The 24,981-nt window shown below is 58.3% G+C and carries 24 protein-coding genes and 1 pseudogene; 16 read left to right on the forward strand and 9 right to left on the reverse strand.

What is annotated here, in order from left to right; genetic code table 11:
• The first annotated feature begins 107 nt into the window (after nt 1–107).
• On the forward strand, nt 108–434 hold the full coding sequence (locus ACYZTL_RS03690) for a DUF2834 domain-containing protein (RefSeq protein ID WP_461950624.1): 327 nt from the start codon (nt 108–110) through the stop codon (nt 432–434).
• 40 nt (nt 435–474) lie between these two features.
• Here the strand turns inward: ACYZTL_RS03690 and ACYZTL_RS03695 are convergent, their stop codons facing one another.
• Both ACYZTL_RS03695 and ACYZTL_RS03700 read right to left on the reverse strand, forming a co-directional pair.
• The gene (locus ACYZTL_RS03695) at nt 475–1,398 is read right to left on the reverse strand and encodes a magnesium transporter CorA family protein (RefSeq protein WP_461950625.1); all 924 of its coding nucleotides are present in this window, start codon (nt 1,396–1,398) and stop codon (nt 475–477) included.
• 7 nt (nt 1,399–1,405) lie between these two features.
• Entirely contained in the window at nt 1,406–2,980 is a 1,575-nt protein-coding gene (locus ACYZTL_RS03700) for a RimK family protein (protein ID WP_461950626.1), read from the reverse strand.
• Between the two features lie 92 nt (nt 2,981–3,072).
• Here ACYZTL_RS03700 and rimI point away from each other — a divergent pair, with 92 nt between their 5' ends.
• Nucleotides 3,073–4,170, forward strand: coding sequence for a ribosomal protein S18-alanine N-acetyltransferase (rimI, locus tag ACYZTL_RS03705; protein WP_461950627.1), 1,098 nt, complete (start codon nt 3,073–3,075; stop codon nt 4,168–4,170).
• A gap of 134 nt (nt 4,171–4,304) precedes the next feature.
• Here rimI and ACYZTL_RS03710 read toward each other — a convergent pair whose 3' ends face one another.
• Together ACYZTL_RS03710 and ACYZTL_RS03715 are read right to left on the reverse strand one after the other, a co-directional pair.
• Nucleotides 4,305–5,456, reverse strand: coding sequence for a PQQ-dependent sugar dehydrogenase (locus tag ACYZTL_RS03710; RefSeq protein ID WP_461950628.1), 1,152 nt, complete (start codon nt 5,454–5,456; stop codon nt 4,305–4,307).
• Nucleotides 5,457–5,507: 51 nt separating this feature from the next.
• Nucleotides 5,508–5,864: a hypothetical protein gene (locus tag ACYZTL_RS03715; protein ID WP_461950629.1), complete on the reverse strand. Its 357-nt coding sequence runs from the start codon at nt 5,862–5,864 to the stop codon at nt 5,508–5,510.
• Between the two features lie 186 nt (nt 5,865–6,050).
• On the opposite strand from ACYZTL_RS03715, the gene ku reads away from it, so the two are divergent.
• Entirely contained in the window at nt 6,051–6,914 is an 864-nt protein-coding gene (ku, locus tag ACYZTL_RS03720; protein WP_461950630.1) for a non-homologous end joining protein Ku, read from the forward strand.
• 161 nt (nt 6,915–7,075) lie between these two features.
• Here ku and lpxO read toward each other — a convergent pair.
• Nucleotides 7,076–7,974: pseudogene (lpxO, locus tag ACYZTL_RS03725) on the reverse strand (lipid A hydroxylase LpxO).
• Nucleotides 7,975–8,388: 414 nt separating this feature from the next.
• On the opposite strand from lpxO, the gene ACYZTL_RS03730 reads away from it, so the two are divergent.
• Together ACYZTL_RS03730 and ACYZTL_RS03735 are read left to right on the forward strand one after the other, a co-directional pair.
• The gene (locus tag ACYZTL_RS03730; RefSeq protein WP_461950631.1) at nt 8,389–9,978 is read left to right on the forward strand and encodes an ABC-F family ATPase; all 1,590 of its coding nucleotides are present in this window, start codon (nt 8,389–8,391) and stop codon (nt 9,976–9,978) included.
• A gap of 230 nt (nt 9,979–10,208) precedes the next feature.
• Complete coding sequence (locus ACYZTL_RS03735; RefSeq protein ID WP_461950632.1) at nt 10,209–11,396, forward strand: MFS transporter; 1,188 nt, start codon at nt 10,209–10,211, stop codon at nt 11,394–11,396.
• Nucleotides 11,397–11,550: 154 nt separating this feature from the next.
• On the opposite strand, the gene ACYZTL_RS03740 is transcribed toward ACYZTL_RS03735, so the two are convergent.
• The gene (locus tag ACYZTL_RS03740; protein ID WP_461950633.1) at nt 11,551–12,588 is read right to left on the reverse strand and encodes an alpha/beta hydrolase family protein; all 1,038 of its coding nucleotides are present in this window, start codon (nt 12,586–12,588) and stop codon (nt 11,551–11,553) included.
• 269 nt (nt 12,589–12,857) lie between these two features.
• Nucleotides 12,858–13,469 (reverse strand): FMN-dependent NADH-azoreductase, encoded by a 612-nt coding sequence (locus ACYZTL_RS03745; RefSeq protein ID WP_461950634.1) that lies wholly within the window; start codon nt 13,467–13,469, stop codon nt 12,858–12,860.
• Between the two features lie 129 nt (nt 13,470–13,598).
• Between ACYZTL_RS03745 and ACYZTL_RS03750 the strand changes: the two genes are divergently transcribed.
• Nucleotides 13,599–14,507, forward strand: coding sequence for a LysR substrate-binding domain-containing protein (locus tag ACYZTL_RS03750; RefSeq protein ID WP_461950635.1), 909 nt, complete (start codon nt 13,599–13,601; stop codon nt 14,505–14,507).
• On the forward strand, nt 14,504–14,863 hold the full coding sequence (locus tag ACYZTL_RS03755; RefSeq protein WP_461950636.1) for an MmcQ/YjbR family DNA-binding protein: 360 nt from the start codon (nt 14,504–14,506) through the stop codon (nt 14,861–14,863). Before ACYZTL_RS03750 ends, ACYZTL_RS03755 begins: the two co-directional genes overlap by 4 nt.
• On the opposite strand, the gene ACYZTL_RS03760 is transcribed toward ACYZTL_RS03755, so the two are convergent.
• Nucleotides 14,860–15,288, reverse strand: a complete 429-nt coding sequence (locus ACYZTL_RS03760) for a DUF1294 domain-containing protein (protein WP_461950637.1) — start codon at nt 15,286–15,288, stop codon at nt 14,860–14,862. The two genes, ACYZTL_RS03755 and ACYZTL_RS03760, sit on opposite strands and share 4 nt — an antisense overlap.
• A complete protein-coding gene (locus ACYZTL_RS03765; protein WP_461950638.1) occupies nt 15,285–16,115 on the reverse strand; it encodes an undecaprenyl-diphosphate phosphatase in 831 nt (276 codons plus the stop codon). The genes ACYZTL_RS03760 and ACYZTL_RS03765 overlap by 4 nt, the downstream gene beginning before the upstream one ends.
• Nucleotides 16,116–16,402: 287 nt before the next feature.
• Here ACYZTL_RS03765 and ACYZTL_RS03770 point away from each other — a divergent pair, with 287 nt between their 5' ends.
• The 9 genes from ACYZTL_RS03770 (at nt 16,403) to ACYZTL_RS03810 (ending at nt 24,872) form a co-directional block, all read left to right on the forward strand.
• Nucleotides 16,403–18,037: a methyl-accepting chemotaxis protein gene (locus ACYZTL_RS03770; protein WP_461950639.1), complete on the forward strand. Its 1,635-nt coding sequence runs from the start codon at nt 16,403–16,405 to the stop codon at nt 18,035–18,037.
• 177 nt (nt 18,038–18,214) lie between these two features.
• Nucleotides 18,215–18,778 (forward strand): nicotinamide riboside transporter PnuC, encoded by a 564-nt coding sequence (pnuC, locus tag ACYZTL_RS03775; RefSeq protein WP_461950640.1) that lies wholly within the window; start codon nt 18,215–18,217, stop codon nt 18,776–18,778.
• Nucleotides 18,775–19,299: an AAA family ATPase gene (locus ACYZTL_RS03780; protein ID WP_461950641.1), complete on the forward strand. Its 525-nt coding sequence runs from the start codon at nt 18,775–18,777 to the stop codon at nt 19,297–19,299. The genes pnuC and ACYZTL_RS03780 overlap by 4 nt, the downstream gene beginning before the upstream one ends.
• A gap of 356 nt (nt 19,300–19,655) precedes the next feature.
• Nucleotides 19,656–20,093, forward strand: coding sequence for a hypothetical protein (locus ACYZTL_RS03785; protein ID WP_461950642.1), 438 nt, complete (start codon nt 19,656–19,658; stop codon nt 20,091–20,093).
• A 1-nt stretch (nt 20,094) separates the two neighbouring features.
• The gene (locus ACYZTL_RS03790) at nt 20,095–20,667 is read left to right on the forward strand and encodes an adhesin (protein ID WP_461950643.1); all 573 of its coding nucleotides are present in this window, start codon (nt 20,095–20,097) and stop codon (nt 20,665–20,667) included.
• Between the two features lie 52 nt (nt 20,668–20,719).
• Entirely contained in the window at nt 20,720–22,030 is a 1,311-nt protein-coding gene (locus ACYZTL_RS03795) for a heme utilization protein (protein WP_461950644.1), read from the forward strand.
• A gap of 62 nt (nt 22,031–22,092) precedes the next feature.
• Nucleotides 22,093–22,773 carry a C39 family peptidase gene (locus ACYZTL_RS03800; RefSeq protein ID WP_461950645.1) on the forward strand — a complete coding sequence of 227 codons (681 nt, stop codon included), beginning with the start codon at nt 22,093–22,095 and terminating at the stop codon, nt 22,771–22,773.
• 33 nt (nt 22,774–22,806) lie between these two features.
• Entirely contained in the window at nt 22,807–23,547 is a 741-nt protein-coding gene (locus ACYZTL_RS03805; protein WP_461950646.1) for a hypothetical protein, read from the forward strand.
• A 47-nt stretch (nt 23,548–23,594) separates the two neighbouring features.
• Nucleotides 23,595–24,872, forward strand: coding sequence for a coiled-coil domain-containing protein (locus ACYZTL_RS03810; protein ID WP_461950647.1), 1,278 nt, complete (start codon nt 23,595–23,597; stop codon nt 24,870–24,872).
• Nucleotides 24,873–24,981: the final 109 nt, after the last annotated feature.

The following is a 24,981-nucleotide window of genomic DNA, read 5'->3' on the forward strand; positions in this document are numbered from 1 at the left end:
GGAAGTCATGGCTGGAAATTAGCCGTGCACGGAACGCAAGTCAATGGCCAGTTTTCATCGAACTCGGTAGGCTGGCGACTCTACTCATTGTCCCAAGGAAGGAAACCATGAAGTCTGTCGCCCTACCCCTGATTACCCTGATCGCTTTTGCTGGCTACACCGTTTCGGTGATGCTCCAGGCCGAACACTCGTTGATTGAGTTTGGCATCAGCCTGATGTCGCGGCCGGATACGGCGCAGGTGGTGATTGATCTTTATCTGCTGGCGACGCTGGCCGGGGTCTGGATGTACCGCGATGCGCGCAAGCGTGGGCGGTCGGTGGTGCCTTATCTGGTGATTACGGCGGTTTTTGTGTCGATTGGGCCGTTGTTGTATCTCGTGGTTCGGGGTTTGCTGGATCGGAAAAAGACAGCCGACGCCGAACAGGTGGCCTGATTCGGGCTTGCTCGCGAAGGCGACCTGACAGCCAATGCATTTATTTGGCCAACCGCCTGAGCCCCAACACCATCACTCCCGCCCCCAGCATCATCGCACTCAGAAACAACGGATACGAAACCCACCACGGCGTGCCCGCCGTCATCATGCTGAACTCGGACATGCCGCCGATGCTCGCAATCAGATTCAACGGCAGGAACACCACGTTGATCAGCGTCAGTTTGCGCAGCAGGCCGTTCATGCTGTTGTTCATCAGGTTGCCCCGGGCATCGATCAGCCCGGAGAACACCGTGGAGTAGATTTCCGCCTGTTTGTAGCACTGGTTGTTTTCGATGATCAGGTCGTCGATCAGGCCGATGGCTTCGGCGCTGAAGTGTTGTTTTTCCGCGTGGTTGCGCAGTCGGGTCAGGACCGCGCCGTTGCTGTGAATCGCGTTGATGTAATAGATCAGGCTTTCGCTGAGGTTGAACATCTGGATCAGGTGCTGGTTCTGCATCGACGCGTTGAATTTCTGCTGCAACTCCCGCGCGACCAGCTTGATCACCTTCAGATGACCCAGGTAGTGATGGATGTTGTTGAACAGCAGATCGAGCAGCACATCCAGTGGCGTATTCAACTTCTGCCGGGTGCCGAGCCCATGCAGCGGCGAATCGTCCGTGGCGATCACCAGCAAACGCTGCGCACAAAACAGCAAGCCACAGGACGACACTTCAAAGGCCAGGCTACCCGCGCCGGAATAGTTTTCCGGACGCTTCCAGATCAGGAACAAATTGTCGGGGTGAAACTCGATGCGCGACACCTCGTCCGGGTCCAGCGCCGAGGCCAATGCGTGTTCATCGAGCTTGAAATGGCTGTGCAACAGGTCGCGCTCGGCGGCATCGGGGTTGCTGAACAGCATCACTTCGGCGTCCAGTCGCTCGACCGCGTGAAGTGCGCCGTGGGTCAGTTGAAAGCTCTTGATCATCGGCCGATCACCAGGCCTGACCGCGTCGTTTCAATTCCAGTCGGCGGACAAATTCTTCCAGTACCAGCGAGTACAGATCGTCCTGTAGGTAGGCGTCTTCGATGCCGGCGTCCATGTTCGGGTTGTCGTTGACTTCGATCACCACCACTTTGTCGCCGGACTGCTTGAGGTCGACGCCGTAGAGGCCGTCGCCGATGAGGTTCGCGGTTTTCACCGCCAGTTCCACGACTGCGCGGGGCGCTTCATGGACTGCCATAGTGCGGCATTCGCCGTTGATGTCCTGGCCTATGGCCTTGTGGTTGTAGATCTGCCAGTGGCCCTTGGACATGAAGTATTGGCAGGCAAAGATCGGTTTGCGGTTGAGTACGCCAATGCGCCAGTCGTACTCGGTGTAAAAGAATTCCTGAGCCAGCAACAGCACTGAGTGTTCGAACAGTTCGGCGGTTGCTTCAAGCAAGGCTTGCTGGCTTTCGACCTTGATCACGCCGCGGGAGAAACAACCGTCGGGGATCTTCAACACCAGCGGGAAACCCAGCCGCTCGCCGACCCGTTCGAAGTCTTCCGGTCGCTCCTTGTAGAGAATTTCGGTGGCGGGCATGCCCAACTGATGGCTTTTGAGCAGGTCGGTCAGGTAAACCTTGTTGGTGCAGCGCAGGATCGATGTCGAATCGTCCATCACCACCAGCCCTTCGCTCTCGGCTTTCTTGGCGAAGCGGTAGGTGTGGTTGTCGACACTGGTGGTCTCGCGGATCAGCAGGCCGTCGTATTCGGCGATGCGCGCGTAGTCCTTGCGTTCGATCAGCTCCACATCGATGCCCAATGTCTTGCCGACGCGTACGAAATTGTCCAGTGCCTTGGGGTTGGACGGCGGCAGTGCTTCCTGCGGATCGTGCAGAATCGCCAGGTCATAACGGGCCAATTGTCGCGAACGTGGCACGCGCCAGATCTTGCGACTGAAGCTGTCCAGAGAGTTGGCAAATTGATCTTCCTGATCTTCGCGCAACTTATGCAGCGCACCCGATTTGACACCTTCAATGTGCCAGCCATTCGTTCGACGAAATTCAACCAACAATATCGGGCACGGAAAGACTTCAAATAACTGTCGCGCCAGATCCTGCAACGGTTCGATATTGGTCCTGCCGAAGTAGAGCGTCAGCGTGAAGCCTTCGGTATCGCTGTAAAGATGATTGCTCAGGGCTTTTTCCAGCGGTTTTTCCAGATCGTCCAGGGCCAGGCCATACAGAGATTTTTTGGTCAGCTCGCTGATGGTCCGCACCGACGGAATGACCTTGTGCCCCCGCGCTTCGGCAAGCAGCGAGCAGTAATAACCGTGCCCCAGGTACTTGTAGCTGCGGCACAGGTTGATCACCTGGACCCGTTTGCCCTGCTCGTTGTCACGAGTCTGCTCAAGGTATTCCTGAGCCGTGACGATGTCTTCGCTGGGAAAGTAAGAAGCCCAGTCTTCCTTGCGTTCGACGATGATAATCAACTGGCTGGAAGTTCTAACCGTACCATTTAAAAAAGTTGCTGCCGGCAAAGTTTGCTCGGATACTTCGCGCCAATGACCCTGTACCGCTGACATAGTGATTGATCCGTTGGAGAACAAGACCTTTCCTATTAAGCACGAACTTTTTCGAAAGTCCCGTTTCGTTACGCAACTTTTACGGCGGTCATATGAATCCTGTCTTTCGCTTGGCGGTAGTTGAAGACTTACCCGCGTTGCTGGCACTCGAACAGCAATGCTTCACCACGGACCGGCTCACCAGTCGCAGTTTTCAGTGGATGATCACCCGGGCTCACGGGCAGCTATTGGTGGCTGAACGAGACGGGCAATTGGTGGGTTACGCGGTGGTGCTGTTTCACCGAGGCACGTCGCTGGCTCGGCTCTACTCGATTGCCATTGCTGAACAGGCACGCGGTAACGGGCTGGGCAAGCAATTGCTTGAACGTATCGAGGCTTGTGCCCTTGAGCATGACTGCGCTTACCTGCGGCTGGAAGTGCGCATCGACAACCCCGCGGCGATTGCCCTGTATGAGCGCAACGGTTATCGGCGTTTCGCCCTGATTCACGATTATTACCAGGACCACGCCGATGCGCTGCGCCTGGAGAAACGCATCCTTCAGCATCGCGATGGCCGCAGCATCAAGGTCCCCTGGTATGCGCAAACCACCGATTTCACCTGCGGCCCGGCATGCCTGTTGATGGTCATGGGCGCCTTGCAAGCCGATCGCGCGCTGGAGCGCCGCGAGGAACTGCAGATCTGGCGCGAAGCGACCACCGTGTTCATGACCTCGGGCCACGGCGGATGCAGCCCTCAAGGTCTGGCACTGGCGGCATGCCGGCGCGGATTTCGCGTGCGACTGCAAGTGAGCATGGCCGGGCCGTTGTTTCTCGATGGCGTGCGCGATGAGCATAAAAAAGACGTCATGCGCCTGGTGCACGAGGAATTCGCGGCACAGTTGAACGCCACTGACGTCGAACAGGTGCTCGGCGGGCCGCTGGACCTGCCACGGTTACTGGCCGATGGCGGGCAGCCGCTGGTGCTGATCAGCAGTTATCGGCTGACCCGTTCCAAATCGCCGCACTGGGTGGTCGTCACCGATTGCGATGAAGAGTTTGTCTACCTGCACGACCCGGATGTCGACCATAGCCAGCATCGTCAACCCATGGACTGCCAGCATCTGCCGGTCAGCCATGGAGAATTCGAGAAGATGTGCAGTTTCGGGCGGGGCAAGTTGCGGGCGGCGGTGATTCTCTATCACCGAGAGTAAACCTGTGGCGAGGGGATTTATCCCCGTTGGGTCGCGAAGCGGCCCCAGCGCCCGGCCAAACAGACTAAATTGTCCAGATTGGCGACTGCTTCGCAGCCGAGCGGGGATAAATCCCCTCGCCACAGGGTTGTGCGTTACTTCAGGCCAACCTTGTACAGGGTCCCATCATCCTCATCGGTAAGCACATACAAATACCCGTCCGGCCCCTGCCGTACATCGCGAATGCGCTTGTTGAGCTCGCCCATCAAGCGCTCTTCGTGAACCACTTTGTCGCCGTCGAACTGCAGGCGAATCAGCTCCTGACTGACCAACGCACCGATAAACACGTTGTGCTGCCAGGGCTTGAAGCGGTCCGCATCGTAGAACGCCATGCCGCTCAGGCCAGGGGATTTTTCCCAGACGTGGCGCGGTGAGACAGTGCCTTCGGCGGTTTTGCCTTTGGCTTCCGGAATCGGCAGGCCGGAGTAGTTGATGCCATGAGTCGCCAGCGGCCAGCCGTAATTCTTGCCGCGTTCGATGATGTTGATCTCGTCACCCCCTTGCGGGCCGTGCTCGTGTTCCCAGAGCACGCCGGTCCAGGGATTGAGCGCCGCGCCTTGTGGGTTGCGCTGGCCGTAGGACCAGATTTCCGGGCGGACGCCGAACTGACCGACAAAGGGGTTATCGTCGGGCACCTTGCCGTCCGGGTAGATCCGCACAACCTTGCCCTGCAGCTTGTCCAGATCCTGGGCCGTGGGCCGGTCGTTGTTCTCGCCAAGGGTGATGAACAGATAGCCGTCGCGGTCGAATACCAGTCGCGAGCCGAAGTGATTGCCGACCGAAAGCTTCGGCTCCTGGCGGAAGATCACTTTGAAATTCTTGATGGCGGTCAGGTCTTCCGACAGCTGCCCGCGACCGACTGCGGTTCCGGCCTTGTCGCCCGCGCCACCGCCTTCGGCATACGACAGATACACCGTGCGGTCCAGCTTGAAGTCGGGCGACAGCACCACATCCAGCAAACCGCCCTGGCCCTTGGCCCAGACTTTCGGTACGCCACTGAGCGGCGCCGAGAGCTTGCCATCCACACCGACCACGCGCAGGTTGCCGGGCCGTTCGGTGACCAGCATCCCCTGCCTGTCTGGCAGAAAGGCCAAAGCCCATGGATGGTCCAGCCCCTTGACGATCGTCGTAACCTCAAGGGTGCCCTGCTCGCTTTTCAGTTCTTGTGCGGACGCGACAAAAACAGGCGCCGCGACGGTGATCAATGCGCTGGCACAGACTGTGGCCAGGAGAGTCTTACGCAACATGCACGATTCCTTTTGTCGTCTGAATGACTGACAGAATTTGTGTTCTGGCGCTCAACGGTTGCTGGTGTCCACGTCGCGATGGGGCGGATTGGGGATGAATTTCGGAGGACTGGCGGGCGCTGTTCGGTCTTGGGGATAGCGATTGCCGATGCCGCCGTTATCGAGTGTCGGCGGTCGCGGTACGGGCACGGTGTTCGGCCCGCGAATGACCGGAGCACCGGGTTGGGTGCCTTGCATGCTATTGGGGTTGGCCCGGCGAATCGGACTGTTATAAGGGTTGCTGGTGTTGCCCGTCGGACTTTGGGCCAGCAACAACGGAATAGCTGGCAATGCGATGTCGGCCTGAGCCAGGTTGCCCAGCACGCCACTCAATGCCATCACGGTGACGCCAAGCACAAATCGGTTCATGGGCAGCCTCTCTAAAGGGATACAGCCTTCGATAACACGCTACGCCCAGGGTTCGGATTTGTTAACCCAAACTACGCGGGCAAGATGTAACACGAAGTTGAGCCCCCGCCAGGGCTGGGCTGCACGCCGCTGAAACTTTTGCGCCGGGCCACGGGTCACCTGATCATCACTCGCGAGTAGACGACCATGGCACGGGCAATCTGGAAAGGCGCAATCAGTTTCGGGCTGGTGCATATCCCTGTGGCGCTGGTCTCGGCGACGTCTTCCCAAGGCGTGGATTTCGACTGGCTCGACAGCCGCAGCATGGACCCGGTGGGTTACAAGCGCATCAATAAAGTCACTGGCAAGGAAGTGACCAAAGAGCACATCGTCAAAGGTGTGCAGTATGAAAAGGGTCGCTACGTGGTGCTCAGCGAAGACGAAGTCAAATCGGCGCATCCACTGTCCACGCAGACCATCGACATTTTTTCCTTTGTCGACAGTGATCAAATCCCCCTGCAAAACATCGACACGCCCTACTATCTGGCGCCGGATAAACGCGGCGGCAAGGTGTATGCGCTGTTGCGTGAAACCCTGAGCAAAACCAACAAGGTCGCCCTCGCCCACGTTGTGCTGCACACCCGTCAGCACCTGGCTGCGCTGATGCCGCTGGAATCGGCGATGGTGTTGGTGATGCTGCGCTGGCCGGCGGAAGTACGCAGCCTCGATACACTGGAACTGGGCAGCGAGGTGACCAAACCGGAACTGGCCAAGGGTGAATTGGACATGGCCAAGCGGCTGGTGCAAGACATGAGCGGCGATTGGAGCCCCGAGGATTATCGCGACAGTTTCGAAGACAAGATCATGGCGTTGGTCGAGAAGAAAGCGAATGAAGGCAAGATTGAGGATGTCGAGTCGACGACGGGTGAGGAAGAGCGCAAGACGGCGGATGTTATCGATTTGACCGAGTTGCTTAAACGCAGTTTGGGGGGTAAGGCTGGCGGTAAGACGGCGGCCAAACCGAAACCGGCGGCGACGGCGAAAAAAGTTACGAAGCGTTCTAGTGGCTGATGAATATTGGTGTATTCATTCGTTACGCGGCGATGGTGCCGGCCCCTTCGCGGGCAAGCCCGCTCCCACAGGTTTCGCGGCTCACGCAATATTTTTGATCGCAGTAGAAAACTGTGGGAGCGGGCTTGCCCGTGAAGGCGTCATACGCGGCGACACGGAAATCAGATCCAGACAAGAATCGCCAGCAACCCACCAAAAATCGCCCATTTCTCCAGGTAATACAGCTGCGATTGCGCTTCTTCAACGCTTTGCCGTGCAGGCGAATCTTGTAGATTTTGGCGAACAGGCGATTGATGCCACCGGTCTTGTCGCCCACATCGTTCGGCGCGCCCGCCGCCGAGATCACGTTACGGCTGAACCAACCGTTGAACGCCGCCGCCCAGCGATACTTCATCGGCCGCTCGACGTCGCAAAACAGAATGATGCGGTTTTGATCGGTGGTGTTTTCGGCGTAATGAATGAAGGTTTCATCGAACATCACCGCTTCACCGTCGCGCCAGTGATAATTCTCGCCATCGACGTTGATGTAGCAACCGGCGACGTTCGGCGTCTCCAGGCCCAGGTGATAACGGTAGGAGCCGGCATACGGATCGCGATGACGCACCAGTTTCGAACCCGGTGGCAACTCGGCGAACATCGCGGCTTTGATCGTACCGATGCTCTGCACCAGTTCGGTGGTGCGCGGGCAGAGCTTCATCGCCGAAGGATGACTGTCGCCATACCACTTGAGGTAGAAGCGCTTCCAGCCGGTCTTGAAGAACGAGTTGAAGCCGACGTCGTCGTACTGGTTCGAACGCTTGATCTCACCCGCCCGGAGCAGGTTCTGGCCTTCGGCGCGGATTTCTTCCCAATGGGCCTGCAACGGGCTCAGGTCCGGGAAATCCGCCGGATCGAGGTAAGGCTTGCGGGGAATTTTCGAGAACAGATAGAGGAAGCAATTGATCGGCGCCAGAAAAGACGAGTGATCGCTCAGTTGGCGGCCCAGTTTGTGGCGCACACGACCGCGCAGGTGGACATACGCAATCGATACAACATAAATAGCGGCAATGATGAGTTTCACGGAAATTGTCACACGCCAGGAGTGAACAAACTGCATCCATGCCCGTCGGCATCAGGTGGAAAAATGGCATTTTAGCCACGATTTGTAACTAATAGTTAACCTGCAGATGTGAAAATCTGTCCGCTGATACCGCCAAAGCATCCGCGTGGTCTCAACGCCCTATCGTTTAAAGAGCCAGACCAGTACAATCGCCGCCAAACATTACGCGCCCCCCTTGGTTGACGACGGGAATGAACCCCGTCTCAGCGCACTTCGACTCGGGCCAAGCGCTCCATATGCTGCTGTCCACTTATTGCCAGATGGACCTTCCGCTTCTGACCGGGATGCATTTCCCGTGGTTTGAATACCGGAAACGGGTACTGAATCGGTACTGCCGCAACCCTAGCTACTCTGAATGCTTCGCAGGAAAAACCTTTGATCTCTACAGCTAACATCACGATGCAGTTCGGCGCCAAGCCGCTATTCGAAAACGTTTCGGTCAAATTCGGCGCGGGCAACCGCTACGGCCTGATCGGGGCCAACGGCTGCGGCAAGTCGACCTTCATGAAAATCCTCGGTGGCGACCTCGATCCGTCCGGCGGCCAGGTCATGCTCGAGCCGAACGTGCGCCTGGGTAAATTGCGCCAGGACCAGTTCGCCTACGAAGAATTCACCGTGATCGACACCGTGATCATGGGTCACGAAGAGCTGTGGAAGGTCAAGGCCGAGCGCGACCGTATCTACTCGCTGCCGGAAATGACTGAAGAAGACGGCATGGCCGTGGCCGAGCTGGAAACCGAATTCGCCGAAATGGACGGCTACACCGCCGAGTCCCGCGCCGGCGAGCTGTTGCTGGGCCTGGGTATCGGCATCGAGCAGCACTTCGGCCCGATGAGCGAGGTGTCCCCAGGCTGGAAACTGCGCGTATTGCTGGCTCAGGCGCTGTTCTCCGATCCTGAAGTGCTGTTGCTCGACGAACCGACCAACCACCTGGACATCAACACCATCCGCTGGCTGGAAAACGTGCTGACCCAGCGCTCCAGCCTGATGATCATCATCTCTCACGACCGTCACTTCCTGAACAGCGTGTGCACCCACATGGCTGACCTGGATTACGGCGAGCTGCGCCTGTTCCCGGGCAACTACGACGAGTACATGACCGTGGCGACCCAGTCCCGCGAGCAACTGCTGTCGGACAACGCCAAGAAGAAGGCACAGATTTCGGAACTGCAATCGTTCGTCAGCCGCTTCTCGGCCAACGCCTCGAAAGCCAAGCAGGCCACCTCCCGCGCCAAGGCGATCGACAAGATCCAACTGGCCGAGGTCAAGCCTTCGAGCCGTGTGAGCCCGTTCATCCGTTTCGAACAAACCAAGAAGCTGCACCGTCAGGCGGTCATCGTCGAGCGCATGGCCAAAGGCTTCGACGGCAAGACACTGTTCAAGGACTTCAGCTTCCAGGTTGAAGCTGGCGAGCGCGTGGCGATCATCGGCCCGAACGGTATCGGTAAAACCACCCTGCTGCGCACCCTGGTCAACGAACTGACCCCGGACGCCGGCACCGTGAAGTGGACCGACGCCGCGGAACTGGGCTACTACGCCCAGGACCACGCGCACGATTTCGAAGACGACTGCAACCTGTTCGACTGGATGGGCCAGTGGACCCAGGGCGGCGAGCAACTGGTTCGCGGCACCCTCGGCCGCATGCTGTTCTCCAACGACGAGATTCTGAAGTCGGTCAAGGTCATCTCCGGTGGTGAGCAAGGTCGCATGCTGTTCGGCAAGCTGATCCTGCAAAAACCGAACGTGCTGATCATGGACGAACCGACCAACCACTTGGACATGGAGTCCATCGAGGCGCTGAACCTGGCGCTGGAGAACTATCCGGGCACGCTGATCTTCGTCAGCCATGACCGTGAGTTCGTATCGTCGTTGGCTACCCGCATCATCGAGTTGAGCGCCAGCGGCGTGATCGACTTCAGCGGTACTTATGATGACTACCTGCGTAGTCAGGGTGTTGTGTTCTAAGTAAGGCCTGCTGCAACTGAAAGCCCTGTCCTTGTGACGGGGCTTTTTATTGTCTGAAGATCAAAAGATCGCAGGCTGCGCCAGCTCCTACCTTGGAATGCGTACCTCTGTAGGAGCTGCCGAAGGCTCGGGCCGCGTTCGGACGATCTTTTGATCGTTAGCCTGCTTTCTTTTATTTCACACCCGCGCCATGATGCAGCTCTCCCACCGCCGCCCGCGAACGAGCCCTCATGTCTGCGCAGCAACTGCCACCGCAAAGCTCCATGGCGATCACCCTGCAGATCGTCTCCATCGTTTTCTATACCTTTATTGCCTTCCTCTGCATCGGCCTGCCGATTGCGGTGTTGCCGGGTTATGTCCACGAACAACTCGGTTTCAGTGCGGTCGTGGCGGGCCTGACTATCGGCTCCCAATACCTCGCCACCCTGCTCAGCCGCCCGATGGCCGGACGCATGTCGGACAGCATCGGCACCAAGCGCTCGATTGTTTACGGGTTGTCGGGGATTGTGGTGAGCGGCGCGTTGACGTTGTTGTCGACGCTGCTGCAAAGCTTTCCGCTGACGAGCCTGTTGATCCTGATCGCCGGCCGCTTGTTGCTGGGGATCGCACAGGGTTTGATCGGCGTCGGCACCATCAGTTGGTGCATGGGCCAGGTGGGCGCCGAACACACCGCGCGCTCGATCTCCTGGAACGGCATCGCGTCCTACGGCGCCATCGCCATTGGCGCGCCGCTCGGCGTGGTGATGGTGGCGGAATATGGGTTTGCCAGTCTGGGGATCGCGCTGTCATTGCTGGCTGCGCTGGCGCTGCTGCTGATCCGCAACAAACCCTCGGTGCCGGTGGTTCGCGGTGAACGCCTGCCGTTCTGGGCGGTGTTCGGTCGTATTGCGCCGTTCGGCGCGAGTTTGAGCCTGGCGTCTATCGGCTACGGCACGTTGACCACCTTTATTACCCTGTATTACCTCAGTCGTGGCTGGACCGGTGCCGCGTATTGCCTGACGGTGTTCGGGGTCTGCTTCATTCTGGCGCGACTGCTGTTCATTTCGAGCATCAGCCGCTTCGGTGGATTCACCTCGGCGATTGCCTGCATGAGCATTGAAACGGCGGGCCTGGTGTTGCTGTGGCTCGCGCCTTCGACCGGTTTTGCCTTGATCGGTGCGGGTCTGGCCGGGTTCGGTTTGTCGTTGGTGTACCCGGCGCTGGGGGTTGAAGCAATCAAGCAAGTGCCCAACTCAAGTCGCGGCGCGGGGTTGAGTGCTTACGCGGTGTTTTTCGATCTGGCGCTGGCGATTGCCGGGCCGTTGATGGGCGCTGTGGCATTGAATCTGGGGTATTCGTGGATTTTCTTCAGTGCGGCGCTGTTGTCGATCACCGGCCTGGGTTTGACCCTGTTACTGAAACGCCGCGCAATGACCTGACACCCACAATCCACGGTGGGGGGCGAGCCTGTGTGGCGAGGGAGCTTGCTCCCGCTGGGTCGCGAAGCGGCCCCAAAAGCTTGCGACTGCTTCGCAGCCGAGCGGGAGCAAGCTCCCTCGCCACACAAGTTCGCTCCCACAGAGTATGCGGAGGCTATTGATCGGCGGTTTGCATCCCGGCGCGGGTCGGTTTGCCCAGTGCGTGGGAGAAGAAGCGCCCCGCCTCGGAAATCATGTTGCGATGGATGTCCTCGCGGTCGACACCGTCGGCATCGGTGCACAGCGCCGGCATGGCCGCGATCTGTTCTTCGTTGCACGGCGCCATGAACACGAAGTGCCCTGCCCCGGCCAATAACTTGAAGTCCGGTGCGGTCGGCAGTTTGCGCGCCAGCGCCGCGGCGTTTTTGTCGAAGGCCACCAGCTTGTCGCCGTCGCCGCTGTAAAGCAGCACCGGCACATGCACGTCGGCCAGGGTGTGACGGCCAAACTTCAGACTCAGCGGCGCCATCAGCAGCAGCGCGTGAACGCGAGGATCGGCCACCGGTTGCAGGTCATCACGGTCGACGATCAGCTCGCCTTTGGTGTTGCAGGCATCGCGGTCGTCCGGGCGTTCCTGGCAGTAGCGACGCAACCGATCCAGATCAGGTGTCGCGCCGGACAGAATCAGCGCCGTCTCCCCGCCCGCCGAGTAACCGATCACGCCGACCTGGTCGGCATTGACGAACGGCGCGAGCATGCGGTCGCCGAGGGTCGCGGTAATGGCTTCGGAAATCTGGATCGGCCGACCGTACAGGTTGCTCAGGGTGCCGAGGCGGCTGTGGTCTTTGGAGTTGTCGCCGGGATGAATCACCGCCACCACCACAAAACCCTTGCGCGCCAGCGATGTAGCGAGGTCGTGCAGGGCCAGCGGGGTTCCGGTGTTGCCGTGGGACAGCATCAGCATCGGAAAACGGCCAATGGCGACGCGGGTGTCTTCGCCCGCTTCGACTGTGTAACCCTCGAGTTTGCTGGTGTGTTCCCGGTCGCTGGAAGGGTAGAACGCGATGGCGCGCATCGGTTGCAGATCCAGCGGGTCGAGAAAACTCAGCTCATGGAAGCCGACGCTCCATTGAGGATGCAGCGCAGGCGCGGCGTGCACTGAATTCAGGCTGCTGAGCAGGCAAATCAGTAACGTTGCACAAAGACGCACCATCGGATGCCCCACCTTTGTTACTTGACCGGGAAGCCCGTTCTCCTTCGACACATCGAGGAAGCGGCCTTGTACCAGCAATTGCGGCCACCAAGGTCGTTACAGAACGGGGACGTTAACCCTCGACTGCATAACCTGGGCCACAACATGAACTATTTGAGAAACAGCTAGAAATAGTCAGAAACAAAAAACTCCGTATCTGACACTTGCGTGATCAGAGTACAGAGTTTTTTGGGGTGCTGCCCGGGCTGATTTACATCTTTACGCAAGCCTTACGCGGCGGCGAACAGTTGCTCGCCGATTTGCGTCTGGGCATCGCCCATGGCTTTGGTGCGCACTTCGTCACCGTATGCCAGGCCGTGAGCACGGACGAATTCGATGTCGGTGATGCCGATAAATCCGAACAGCACCTTCAAGTAATCTTCGTGAGCCACGCCAGTGGCCTGACCGGCATGCAGACCGCCGGAAGTCGAAACGATCACGACTTTTTTGCCACCGCACAGGCCTTCAGGGCCGGCTTCGGTGTAGCGGAAGGTCTGACCGGCAACGGCGATGCGGTCGATCCAGGCCTTGAGTTGAGTCGGGATGGAGAAGTTGTACATCGGCGCGGCAATGACCACTGCATCGGCGGCGAGGAATTCGGCCAGCGTCGAGGCGCTCAACTCGGCTTCATGCTGCTGGGCGGCGTTGCGCAGTTCGGCGGTGGTGCCGGCGGCGACCAGGGTCGTCGCGGAGAAGTGGCTGATGGCATCGCTGGCCAGGTCGCGGTAAGTCACCACGGCACTCGGCTCGGCGGTTTGCCAGGCTTTGACGACTTCACTGCTCAGCTGACGGGAAGCCGAGTTGTCACCAAGAATGCTCGAATCGATATGCAGCAGTTTCATGTGGGATCTCCAGGTGAGGATCGCCACGGGGCGATCTGATGGGGACAATCCTACAGACGAAACCAATAGATGATTAGACTGCAACAATGCGATAGTTCGTCTCACTGATAGAACAATCGGGTTAAGACCATGCAAGACCTCAATGACCTCTACTACTTCGCCAAGGTGGTCGAAGCCGGCGGTTTCGCCGCGGCCGGGCGTTTGCTGGGCATTCCCAAGTCGCGTTTGTCGCGTCGGATCGCCGAGCTGGAAGAACGCCTTGGCGCACGCCTGTTACAACGCACCACACGGCAGCTTAAGTTAACGGCTGTGGGTGAACGCTATTTGCGCCACTGCCAAGCCATGCTGCTGGAAGCCGAGATGGCCGATGAAGCCGTGGCCAGCATGTCCAGCGAGCCTCGTGGCCGCTTGCGGGTATCCGCTCCCGTCGGCCTCGCCCATGAAATGTTGTCGCCGGTGATCAGTAAATTCCTGGAGAAATACCCTCATGTTCAACTGGAGGTCATGCTGCTCAACCGCAGGGTCGATCTGGTGACCGAGGGCGTCGATGTGGCGTTGCGTGTGCGGGAGCTGGGGGATGAAGACCCCTTACTGGTCACCCGACGTTTGCGTCAGGCGCAGCTGTGGCTGGTGGCCAGTCCCGATTTTTTGCAAGGCCGGGAAATCAACCACCCCGAAGACCTGAAGGGCTTACCGGTACTCGGCGCCCTTGAAGCCGACCGCATGGTGCACATCCGCATGCTCGACCAGCAGGGCCAAAGTCATGACCTCGCACTCGAAGCGCGACTCGGTATCGACGACTTCATCGTGCGTAAGACCTGCACCCTCGCCGGCCAGGGCTTTACCATGCTGCCGATGATGTATTGCGAGCAGGAACTGGAAAGCGGCGCGCTGGTGCAGTTACTGCCCGACTGGTCTTTGCCTGGCGGCTGGCTGCAAGCGGTCTACCCTCACCGACGCGGGGTCATGCCGGCGGTACGCGCCTGGCTCGACCATTTGATCGAATCATTCAATGCCTGTGGGGACCGACTGATATGAAGGCTGGACGCATGAGCGAAGAGGCTGTCGCACAGTTCTGTCTGGCACTGCCGGGTGCGCGGGAAGACTACAAGTGGGGTGGAGTGCGGGTGTTTTCGATTGCCGGGAACAAGATGTTCGCCCTGCAGAACCTGCGGGGTGAATCCCTCGCCTTCAAGGTCGACAAGGATCTGTTCCTGGGGCATTGCGATCGCCCGGGCGTTCATCCGGCGCCGTACCTGGCGCGGGCCCAGTGGATCATCATGCAAACGCCCTACCCGCTGGGCGCCGAAGAACTGCAAAGTCTGTTGCAACGCTCTCATCAACTGGTGGTGAGTAAGCTGCCCAAGCGCACGCAGGTCGGGCTGCTGCTTTAGAACAGCGCCAACAGGTTTGCACCCAGGAACAGTTGATCAATCCAGAACACTTGATGCAGCAATACGATCATCCAGAACAGCAGTTGAAACGACACTTTGCGCGTCTTGTGCCTAAACACCTGCTGGGCCAGCAAGGCGCCCGGCCAGCCACCGGCAAGTTCTATCGCATGCAACACGTTCTCGGGCGTACGCCAGCTATCGGTGCGGGCCTTGCGCTTGTCGCTCCAGTAAAGGAAGAACGCCAACACGCTGACGATGCCGTAGGCCGCCAGGGGAATCAGCGAAATCCCTCGCAGCCAAAACGACAACGAGCCCATCAGCGGCAGCGCGCACACGAGCGCAAACACCAGCAGTTTCAGTCGCGGGTTGTGGATCTCACCCCCGGAACGGCGTCCGGGACTGTTGCGCCCGCTGGCATCACTCATGGTTTGACCGCAGTCCAGTCAACCCAGCCGAATTGCCAGGTGGCCAGAATCACCACACCGAACGCAATGCGATACCAGGCGAACGCCGCGTAGCTGTGGCTGCCGATGAACACGAGTAAGGCTCTGACAGCAATCATCGCGAAGATGAATGCGGTAACGAAGCCGATCGCGAACACCGGAAAATCAGCCGGCACGAACAGGTCGCGATATTTGTATCCCGAATACACCGCCGCTCCGACCATGGTCGGCATCGCCAGGAAAAACGAAAACTCGGTGGCGGTCTTGCGCGACAACCCGAACAGCAAACCACCAATGATCGTCGAGCCTGAACGAGAAGTGCCCGGAATCATGGCCAGACACTGGGCCAAACCTACTTTCAAGGCGTCTTTCCAGGTCATTTCATCGACGGTTTCGGCGTGCACCTCGTGTTGACGCTGTTCCGCCCACAACATCACGATGCCGCCCACGACCAATGCCGTGGCCACGGTAATCGGGTTGAACAGGTAATGGTGGATCAGGTCAGCAAAGATCACCCCCAATACCACGGCCGGCAGGAAGGCAATCAGCAGGTTGGCGGTAAAGCGCCGGGCGCCGGGCTGCGTCGGCAAGCCAACCACTACGTCGAAAATCTTGCGGCGAAACTCCCACACCACCGCGAGAATCGCGCCGAGCTGAATAATGATGTTGAAGGCCATCGCCCGCTCGCCACCGAAGTTGAGCAAGTCGGCAACGATAATCTGGTGCCCGGTACTGGAAATGGGCAAAAACTCTGTCAGCCCTTCTACAACCCCAAGAATCAATGCCGAAAAGGCAGTCCAAAGATCCATCAATCCCCCAAGAAGCGATGCGCGACGGCATGCCTCGTTAATATTTTTTCAAAAACAGTCAGCGTAGCTAAAAACCCTGCGCGCGCAGAATCCGGACGGAACCGTAAAAATTCCGTGAAACATCGACTTGGATTCAGGTTTTTCCGTGCGAGGCCGAAATCCTATCAGACAAGGCTGATCAACGCTGCCAAGTTATAAGACTTGGGTCGGATATGCCCGATCGGCAAAGTGTGGTTGGATGCTGGCGATTATTTTTTACAAGAAAGAGAAACTGGAGTGACCGCGTTATGAACAGCTTGCGAAATATGTCGATCAGCCGCCGTTTGTGGCTCATTTTGATCGTGGCCGTCATGATGCTTTTGACGTTGGGCGTGTTGATGCTCAAGCAGATTCACGAAGACCTTTATCACGCCAAGGCGCAGAAAACCCAGCACGTCGTGCAGACGGCCAGCGGTATTCTGACCTATTACCATGGCCTGGAAACTGCCGGCACCCTCACGCGCGATGCCGCGCAGAAACAGGCGCTGACCGCCGTTCGCGGCCTGCGCTATGACCAGAACGACTACTTCTGGATCAACGACCTGACGCCGGTGATGATCATGCACCCGGCCAACCCGAAACTCGATGGCCAGAACCTCTCGGCGATCCGCGACCCGGACGGGTTTGCGGTGTTCAATGAAATGGCCGCCCTCGCCAAGGCCAAGGGCGCCGGCTCGATCGACTATCGCTGGCCGAAGCCGGGCGCCAGCGAACCGGTGGAAAAAACTTCCTACGTCAAACTGTTCGAACCTTGGGGCTGGGTGATCGGCTCGGGCGTGTACATCGACGACATGCAGGCCGAGTTCATGGGCCAGGTCTGGAAAGCTTCACTCGTCGGGCTGGTGATTGCCGCCATCATGGCGCTACTGGTGACCCTGATTGCCCGCAGCATCGTGCGCCCACTCCAGGAAACCGTGAACGCCATGGCCAACATTGCCAGCGGCGAAAGCGACCTGACCCGCAGCCTCGATACCCATGGCCAGGATGAAGTGACGCAGCTGGCCCGCCACTTCAATGCCTTTACCGCCAAACTGCGGTTGGTGATCGGTGAATTGCAGGCGTCCGCCAGCGCTCTGGGCCAGTCGTCCAGCGAGCTCGGCAACGACGCCGCCCAGGCCCAGCAACGCAGTCAGCAGCAATCCCAGCAGATGGAACTGGTGGCCACGGCCATCAATGAAGTGACGTACGGCGTGCAGGATGTGGCGAAGAACGCCGAGCAGGCGGCCAGCGAAATGCGCGATGCCGAATCCCAGGCGCAACAGGGCCAGGTCAACATCGACAGCAGCCTGCAACAGATAGACAAGTTATCCGGCACCATTGATCAGGCCGTGGAAGTCATCCGCACCCTGGCCACCGAAAGCACTCAGATCGGCAGCGTGCTCGAAGTGATCCGCTCCATCGCCGAGCAGACTAACCTGCTCGCCCTCAACGCCGCCATCGAGGCCGCCCGGGCCGGCGAGCAAGGTCGCGGGTTTGCCGTCGTGGCGGATGAGGTGCGCCTGCTGGCGCAGCGCACCCAGAAGTCCACCGCCGAGATCCAGTCAATGATCGAGCGCCTGCAAAGCCACTCTGAAGCGGCGGTCAAGGTCATTGGCGACAGCAGCCGCGCGTCCCAACTGACCATCGAACAGGCCGGCCTCGCCGGTGCGAGCCTGAATGCCATTGGCCAGGCACTGCGCAACCTCAACGGCCTGAACACCTCCATCGCCAGCGCCACGCTGCAACAGGCCCACGTGGTCGAGGATATCAACCAGAACGTCACCCAGGCGGCCGGTTTGTCCCACAGCACGGCACTGGCGGCGGAACAGTCGAGTGTGGCGAGCGTGCGTCTCAAGGAATTGAGCGAACAGTTGAGCGGGTTGCTCAAGCAGTTCCGGGTTTAACCAGGAAAACACCACCCCCCTGTGGCGAGCGAGCTTGCTCGCGCTCGGGTGCGAAGCAGCCGCAAGATTTTTGGGCCGCTACGCGTCCCAGCGCGAGCAAGCTCGCTCGCCACAGAAGCCTCATCAGTACAATCCCGGTACAATCCGCCCCCTCTACGATTTCCCCAAGGAACCGCCATGTCCGGGCTTGAACTGTTTGCCGCCGCCCTCGGTGTCATTGCCGTCTGGTTGACGGTCAAACAGAACCCCTGGTGCTGGCCGATCGGCCTGGTCATGGTGTCGCTTTACAGTTGGGTCTTTTTTGAAGTGAAGCTGTATTCGGACATGCTGTTGCAGGTGATCTACGCCGCGTTGCAACTCTATGGCTGGTGGCAATGGACGCGCGCGGGGGCAGCACGGCAAGGGCGGCAAGTGAGCCAACTCAAGGGTGAATCGATCGTGTCAGGCCTGGCCGTCGGTGCCCTCGGCAGTCTGTTGCTCGGCGCGGCCATGGCGCACTGGACCGATGCCGCCCAACCCTGGCTCGACGCGGCGTTGACTGGCTTCAGCCTGGTGGCGCAGGTCTGGATGGCGCAAAAGCGCGTTCAATGCTGGCCACTGTGGATCACCCTGGATGTGATTTTCGTCGGGCTCTTTATCTATAAGGACATGTACCTGACCGCCGGACTCTATGCGTTGTTTACCCTGATTGCCGTACAAGGCTGGCGAGAATGGCGCGCCGACCCGGCGCTGCGCACATGAAAGTCCTGGTGCTTACCGGTCCCGAATCCAGCGGCAAGAGCTGGCTCGCCGCCGAGTTGCAAGCGCATTTCGGCGGGCTGCTGGTCGACGAATATGTCCGTTGGTTCATCGAGCAAAACCCACGGGATACCTGCCTGGCCGACATCCCGGACATCGCCCGCGGGCAACTGCAATGGGAAGACGAGGCCCGCGCCCGGCAATCGCCGTTGCTGATTCTCGATACCCACTTGCTGAGCAACATCCTCTGGAGCCAGACCCTGTTTGGCGATTGCCCCGCGTGGATTGAGCAGGCACTGCTGGCTCGCCAGTATGACTTGCACCTGTTGCTGTCACCCGAACAGGTCGACTGGACGGACGATGGCCAGCGCTGCCAACCCGATTTGAGTGAGCGCCGGGCATTTTTCGACGCAACCCGGACATGGCTGGAAACCCATCAACAGCCTTTTCAAGTGTTGCAGGGAAACTGGGCGGAGCGCCGTCTGCAGGCACTGCAAGCCGTCACACTGCTGCTGGAACCCTGACCCGGTTTCAGGGGGTTTTCACCCAGCAAAGCCCCTGTTTTGGGGGAAAAGTGTCCATACCTGTTACACCCAGCCTGCCCCAAACAGGCCGTTTCAACGGCTGCACCAACTTCGCCCGCCACCTGTTAAGTACGTAATACACCTCGGCGCAAACCCTTGATTTAGAGCATTGCAACCGCTTTTATTGGTCGCAATCGCCGGCGCCTGTCTCAGACGTGAAACAGCCCCGACACTGCCCTCCCGGACAAACTCTATAACCCGTTGAATTAAAACAAAATTCAAAATACGGCACAGCTTTCGCTCTCTCCTTCACATCGCTGACTAGGGCCAGCCCACAAAAAGAAGGATTTGCCGCCGTGGGGACTTTCAATAAAGGCTGTACCTGCCTCCTCCTGATCGGATGCGCACTGGGCTCAAGTGTCAGCCTGCCCGTACAGGCTGACAACGGCATCATTATTATCATCCGTGATGTCCAAACGCGAAACGCGGTGCAAGCGCCGGTGGCTCCCGACCCTAACCCCACGACCGCCAATGCCAACCCGACCCAACATATCCTCAGGCAAACGAACGAGCTGAACGACAGCGACTTTGCCAACGTTGCCAGTGGTGCAGGTATCTCCCGCCTGATCAATTTAGGCAACACTAACCTGGGCGGCAATATCACCACTCAGACCCAGCTTTCCAACCTCCCCGCCGGGCGTTCGGGAGGTTCGGGCAACGGTATTTCCAACTTGGTCAATTCAAGCGTCCAGCGAGGCCTGGGCGGTCTGAAAGTCATAACGGGAGACCGTTAAGATGAATCGCTCACTGCTGATTATCGCCATGTTTTGCAGTGCATCGACCTTTGCCCAACCTCCCGTCATCAATAACGCCGAAATTGACGGTTCGGGCATGCAGTACCAAGGCAACTTCGCGGTCAACCAGGCTGCGGGCGATCAGCAGCAACAGGCTAACGCCCGGGCCATCGCCATTGGCCATGGAGCCAGCGCGACCACTCAGATTCGCCAACGCCTGCGTTCGCAAGTCGACCCCAGAATCGATGCTCAAGCCAGCATTCAAGGCGACTCCTTCAGCCGCGGTAACGGCGTACTGGGTGTCAACCAGAGCGCGGGCGCCAGCAATCAGCAAGCCAATGCCCTGCGGATAAGTATCAGCAAACAGCCGCAAAGTATCGACGACAGCGTCCTCATGCAACAGAACGTGGCGCTGATCAACAACTCCGATCCAACTGACTCTGCACCCGGCTATCGCCAGGTCACTACCAGCGACCAGGCTTTCACCGGTAGCCGTGGGGTAATTCAGTTGAATCAGAGCGCCGGGGTGGGAAACCGAACGGCCAACACCCTGAGCGTACGGGTCGCGGATTGACCCAAACAGGTAGGAACCAACACTTAACCTAAAATAAGTACGGAGAATCACCATGAAACCTTCGATGGCACTCAAGCCTCTGGTTTTCGCAATTGCTGCGGTCATGGCTGTTGCTGTACAAGCTGGGCAGAACGATCGGCGTCACGATGGCCACCACAATGGCCATCATAACAACGGTCATCACACCCCTCCTCCAAAAAAAATCCCTGTCTACGCGACTGCCAATGCGTGGGATAAGCAGAGCAGTACCCGCAACTTCATCCTCAACGAAGGGACTGAGAACTCAGCCGAGATGAGCGACTCTGCCGACGGCTCCAGCGGCAACGTCGGCATCAACGTGGCTGCAGGCAACGGCAACCAACAAGACAACGCGGCCGCCATCGCAAACGCTGGCGCCGACTCCAGTGTCGATAACACCTTCGTGTTCGGCTATGCCGATGCCAACGCTAGAGTCCGGCAATACAGCAACAATAACAAGGTCATTAACTACTCCACCCAAAACTCTGCCGTGATGAGCGGATCGGCCAATGGCAGCGAAGGCAATATGGGGATCAACATTGCTGGCGGCGACCTTAACCAACAGAAAAACACCATGGCAATTGCCAACTCCCATTCCCCGCTGGGTAACGCAACAGCCACCGCCTCTGCCGATCAAGACGGTCCTGGTCTGGTTGTGATCAACAACGCTGATCGGACGTATCGCGTGGATACACTTACGGTAACCAAAACGGCCAGCGGTAGTTTCTCTAAAGATAAGTCATCCGAGTTGCACATTGATAAGAGCAAATCTTCGAGCTTTGAAGTGAGCGGTTCTAAGAGCTTTGACGTGAGCGGTTCCAAGAGTCTTGATGTGAGCGGTTCCAAGAGCTCGGACAGGAGCTCTAGCAGCAGTTTTGATTTGAACGTTGATGTGAACGCTGACCTTGATGCTTCCAAGACTGTTACTTGGGATAAAGGTCGTCACGAGCACAGCCGCAGTGTGAGTGTCGACGCATCGCTTGACGCATCGCTCGATGTATCGATCGATAAATCGAAATCAAGCTCCAAAGATTCATCGTTCGAAAAATCGTTCGATAAATCGTTCGCGAAATCGTTCGACTCCTCGTTCGAAAAATCGGGCTCGAAATCGTCTGAATCTTCGAAAGACGTATCGAAAAGCTACAGTGAGAGCAGTTCATTTGATTTGAGCAACACCTATTCCTATCAAGTGCTGACTCCAACTGGCTGGGCTAACCCTGTGACCAACACTGCAACCCTGAGCGGTTCGGTGAATGGCGGCAGTGGCAACCTGGGCGTCAACGTGGCTGCCGGTGTGGGTAACCAACAAAGCAACTCGCTGTCCATTGCCAACCAGTCGTTCTAATTGTTGTCTCTTGAGGCCCCCTTACGGGGGCCTTTTTCAACACAACCAGAAGGCGTCCCACTATGCGCATTATCGCCTTGGCATTTTTGCTTTGCGTGGCCAGTGTGATCGAGGCTGCACAACTGCCGCTTTCCGTCCTGCCGGGCGGCGCAGTGGTGTATAAGCCGATCCAGAGCATACGCGAGCGTAAATTTGCCGACCTGGTGCAACAGAAAACCGACTTCAGTTGCGGCGCAGCTGCGCTGGCGACCATATTGCGCCAAGCCTATTGGCTTGACGTGAATGAAGAACAGATCATCGAAGGCATGCTGGCACACTCCGATCAAGATCTTGTCCGCGTCCAGGGCTTCTCCATGCTCGACATGAAGCGTTACGTGGAAAGTATCGGCATGCGAGCCCGTGGCTACCGGGTAGCGCCGGAAACGTTGAGCGATATCAGAATTCCGGTTGTGGTCCTCATGGATATCCGAGGCTACAAACATTTTGTAGTCATGCAAAAAGTCCACAAGGGCTGGGTATACATCGGAGATCCGGTACTCGGTCATAAACGTTACAAAGTCGACGATTTTGTCAAAGGCTGGAACGGCATCATCTTTGCCGTCATTGGCCAGGGCTACGACAAAACCAATGCGTTGCTCGACCCGCCCCTGCCACTGACCGCCAAGAACCGCCTCGACACCTTCAGCCCGGTACAAGACGCAGAGTTGTTGGACTTCGGATTTATCCGAAGCGACTTCTTCTAATAAAAAGGGAGCACGACGCTCCGGGAGCATCTAATGAAGACTCCAATCTGGCTGGCCGTGGTTTGCCTGGCCGCCAGCCTGCCGACCTACGCACAGACGTTCCAACCCATTGAACTCAAGGATTCGGAGCTGGCGAATCTGCGAGGCCGCTATGTCATGCCGGGACGGATCATCAGTTTCGGGGTTGTCATGACCAGCTCTTGGCAAAATGCCAACGGTGAAGTGATCGGGGCAACGTCCTCGATGCAAATTCAACAATCGACCATCAAGCCACAGTTCTATGTGTCGATGATCGACCAAAACGGTAATGGCTCGGCGGTTTCTCAGGGCACCGGTACCGTCAGCGGCGGTAACGGTTTGAGCACTACCCAGGGCGTCACTCAAGTTGTGCGCGCTGCCGGCGACAACAACAGCGCTTACAACAACGTTGATCTCAACGTCCAGAAAGGTAGCCAGGCACCACAGATGGACACCCAAGGGCAAGCGCTGGACACGGGTACAACCATAACCCACTCCAACAGTGCCGGGGCACTGAGCATTTCCTCTACCGGCGCGGGCGTGCAGCTCAACATTGTGGCCAACCACAACCAGGGTAGCACCGCGCAGCGCCTCGCCCAGGGCGGGCTTATGCAAAACGCGACCTTGCTCGGGGGGGGCAACCAGGTCAGCAACATAATGTCGATCAACGTTGTGCTGCGCGATAACCTGCCGTCTGCCGGTTCGCTGAACGGCAACCTGGATCAACTCAAAGGTCTTCGCGCTCTCGGATTCTGATCTACGCTCAGTCTCATCAGATGTACTCAGAAAGGGACGGCTAACCCATGCACCGATCTTTAACGTTCAGAGCTATCGTTTGTTTGAGCAGCCTGGCGCCGGCCACATTGCTATACGCAGCACCGGACCCCCAGGTCGAAGCGTTAAAACAAGAACTCATGGTGTTGAAACAGCGTTACGAAGCACAACAGAACGCGCTGATGGTACTCGAGCAGCGCGTTCGCCAAGTAGAAGAAACACCGGCGACACCTGCTCCCAAACGCCTGACCAGATCCCCTGCCGAACCGAGGGGTGGTCAGACAGTGACGGCCGGTGCGCCGGGAACCACGGGCAGTTCATACGGCCAATCGCTCAAGGATGATTCCGAGCCTGCGCAAAGCGTTTCCAACCTGTATGACGAAGCCAGCGGCTTCTTCGGTGGCGGCAAGTTCAGCGTCGAAACCGGCCTGACCTACACGCACTTCGATACCCGTGCATTAACGCTCAACGGCTTCCTGGCACTGGACTCGATTTTTCTCGGCAACATCAACCTCGACCGTATCAAGGCGGATAACTGGACCCTGGACTTGACCGCCCGCTACAACCTGGCACAACGCTGGCAGTTCGACATTAACGCCCCCGTGGTTTATCGCGAATCAACGTATTCCTCCGGTGGCGCCGGTGGCGCAGGCCCGGTGACGTCGGACGCAACCGTTACCCGCGACCCGACTATCGGGGACGTGAACGTTGGCGTTGCTTACAAGTTTCTGGATGAGTCGGTCAACCTGCCCGACGCGGTCGCTACACTGCGCATCAAGGCACCGACCGGTGAGGACCCTTACGGCATCAAGCTGGTCGAAGACCCGAACAACGATAACCTCGCGGTACCCGAGGACTTGCCTACCGGCAATGGTGTCTGGTCGATCACCCCGGGGATTTCGCTGGTCAAGACTTTCGACCCGGCCGTGCTGTTCGGCACCCTGGCCTACACCTACAACCTGGAAGACTCTTTCAGCGACATCAGCCCTCAGGTCGGCTCCAAGGTGAAAGGGGACGTGAAACTGGGCGATTCCTGGCAGATCGGCGCCGGCATTGCATTCGCCTTGAACGAGAAGATGAGTATGTCGTTCTCCTTCACCGATCAGTTCGCCCGCAAGAGCAAGATCAAGCCCGACGGCGGCGATTGGCAATCGATTTCCAACAGCGATTACAACGCGGCCAACTTCAACATCGGCATGACCCTGGCAGCCACCGATAACCTGACGATCGTTCCCAACCTGGCCATCGGCCTGACCGACGACGCGCCAGACTTTTCCTTCAGCCTGAAATTCCCGTACTACTTCTGATCTACAACCAAAGCCCCGCTGCGACTTCGATCGTAGCGGGATTTTTTATTGTCTGAAGATCAAAAGATCGCAGCCTTCGGCAGCTCCTACAGAAAAATGCGTTCCAACG

It is taken from the genome of Pseudomonas sp. LB3P81, from assembly GCF_054897965.1.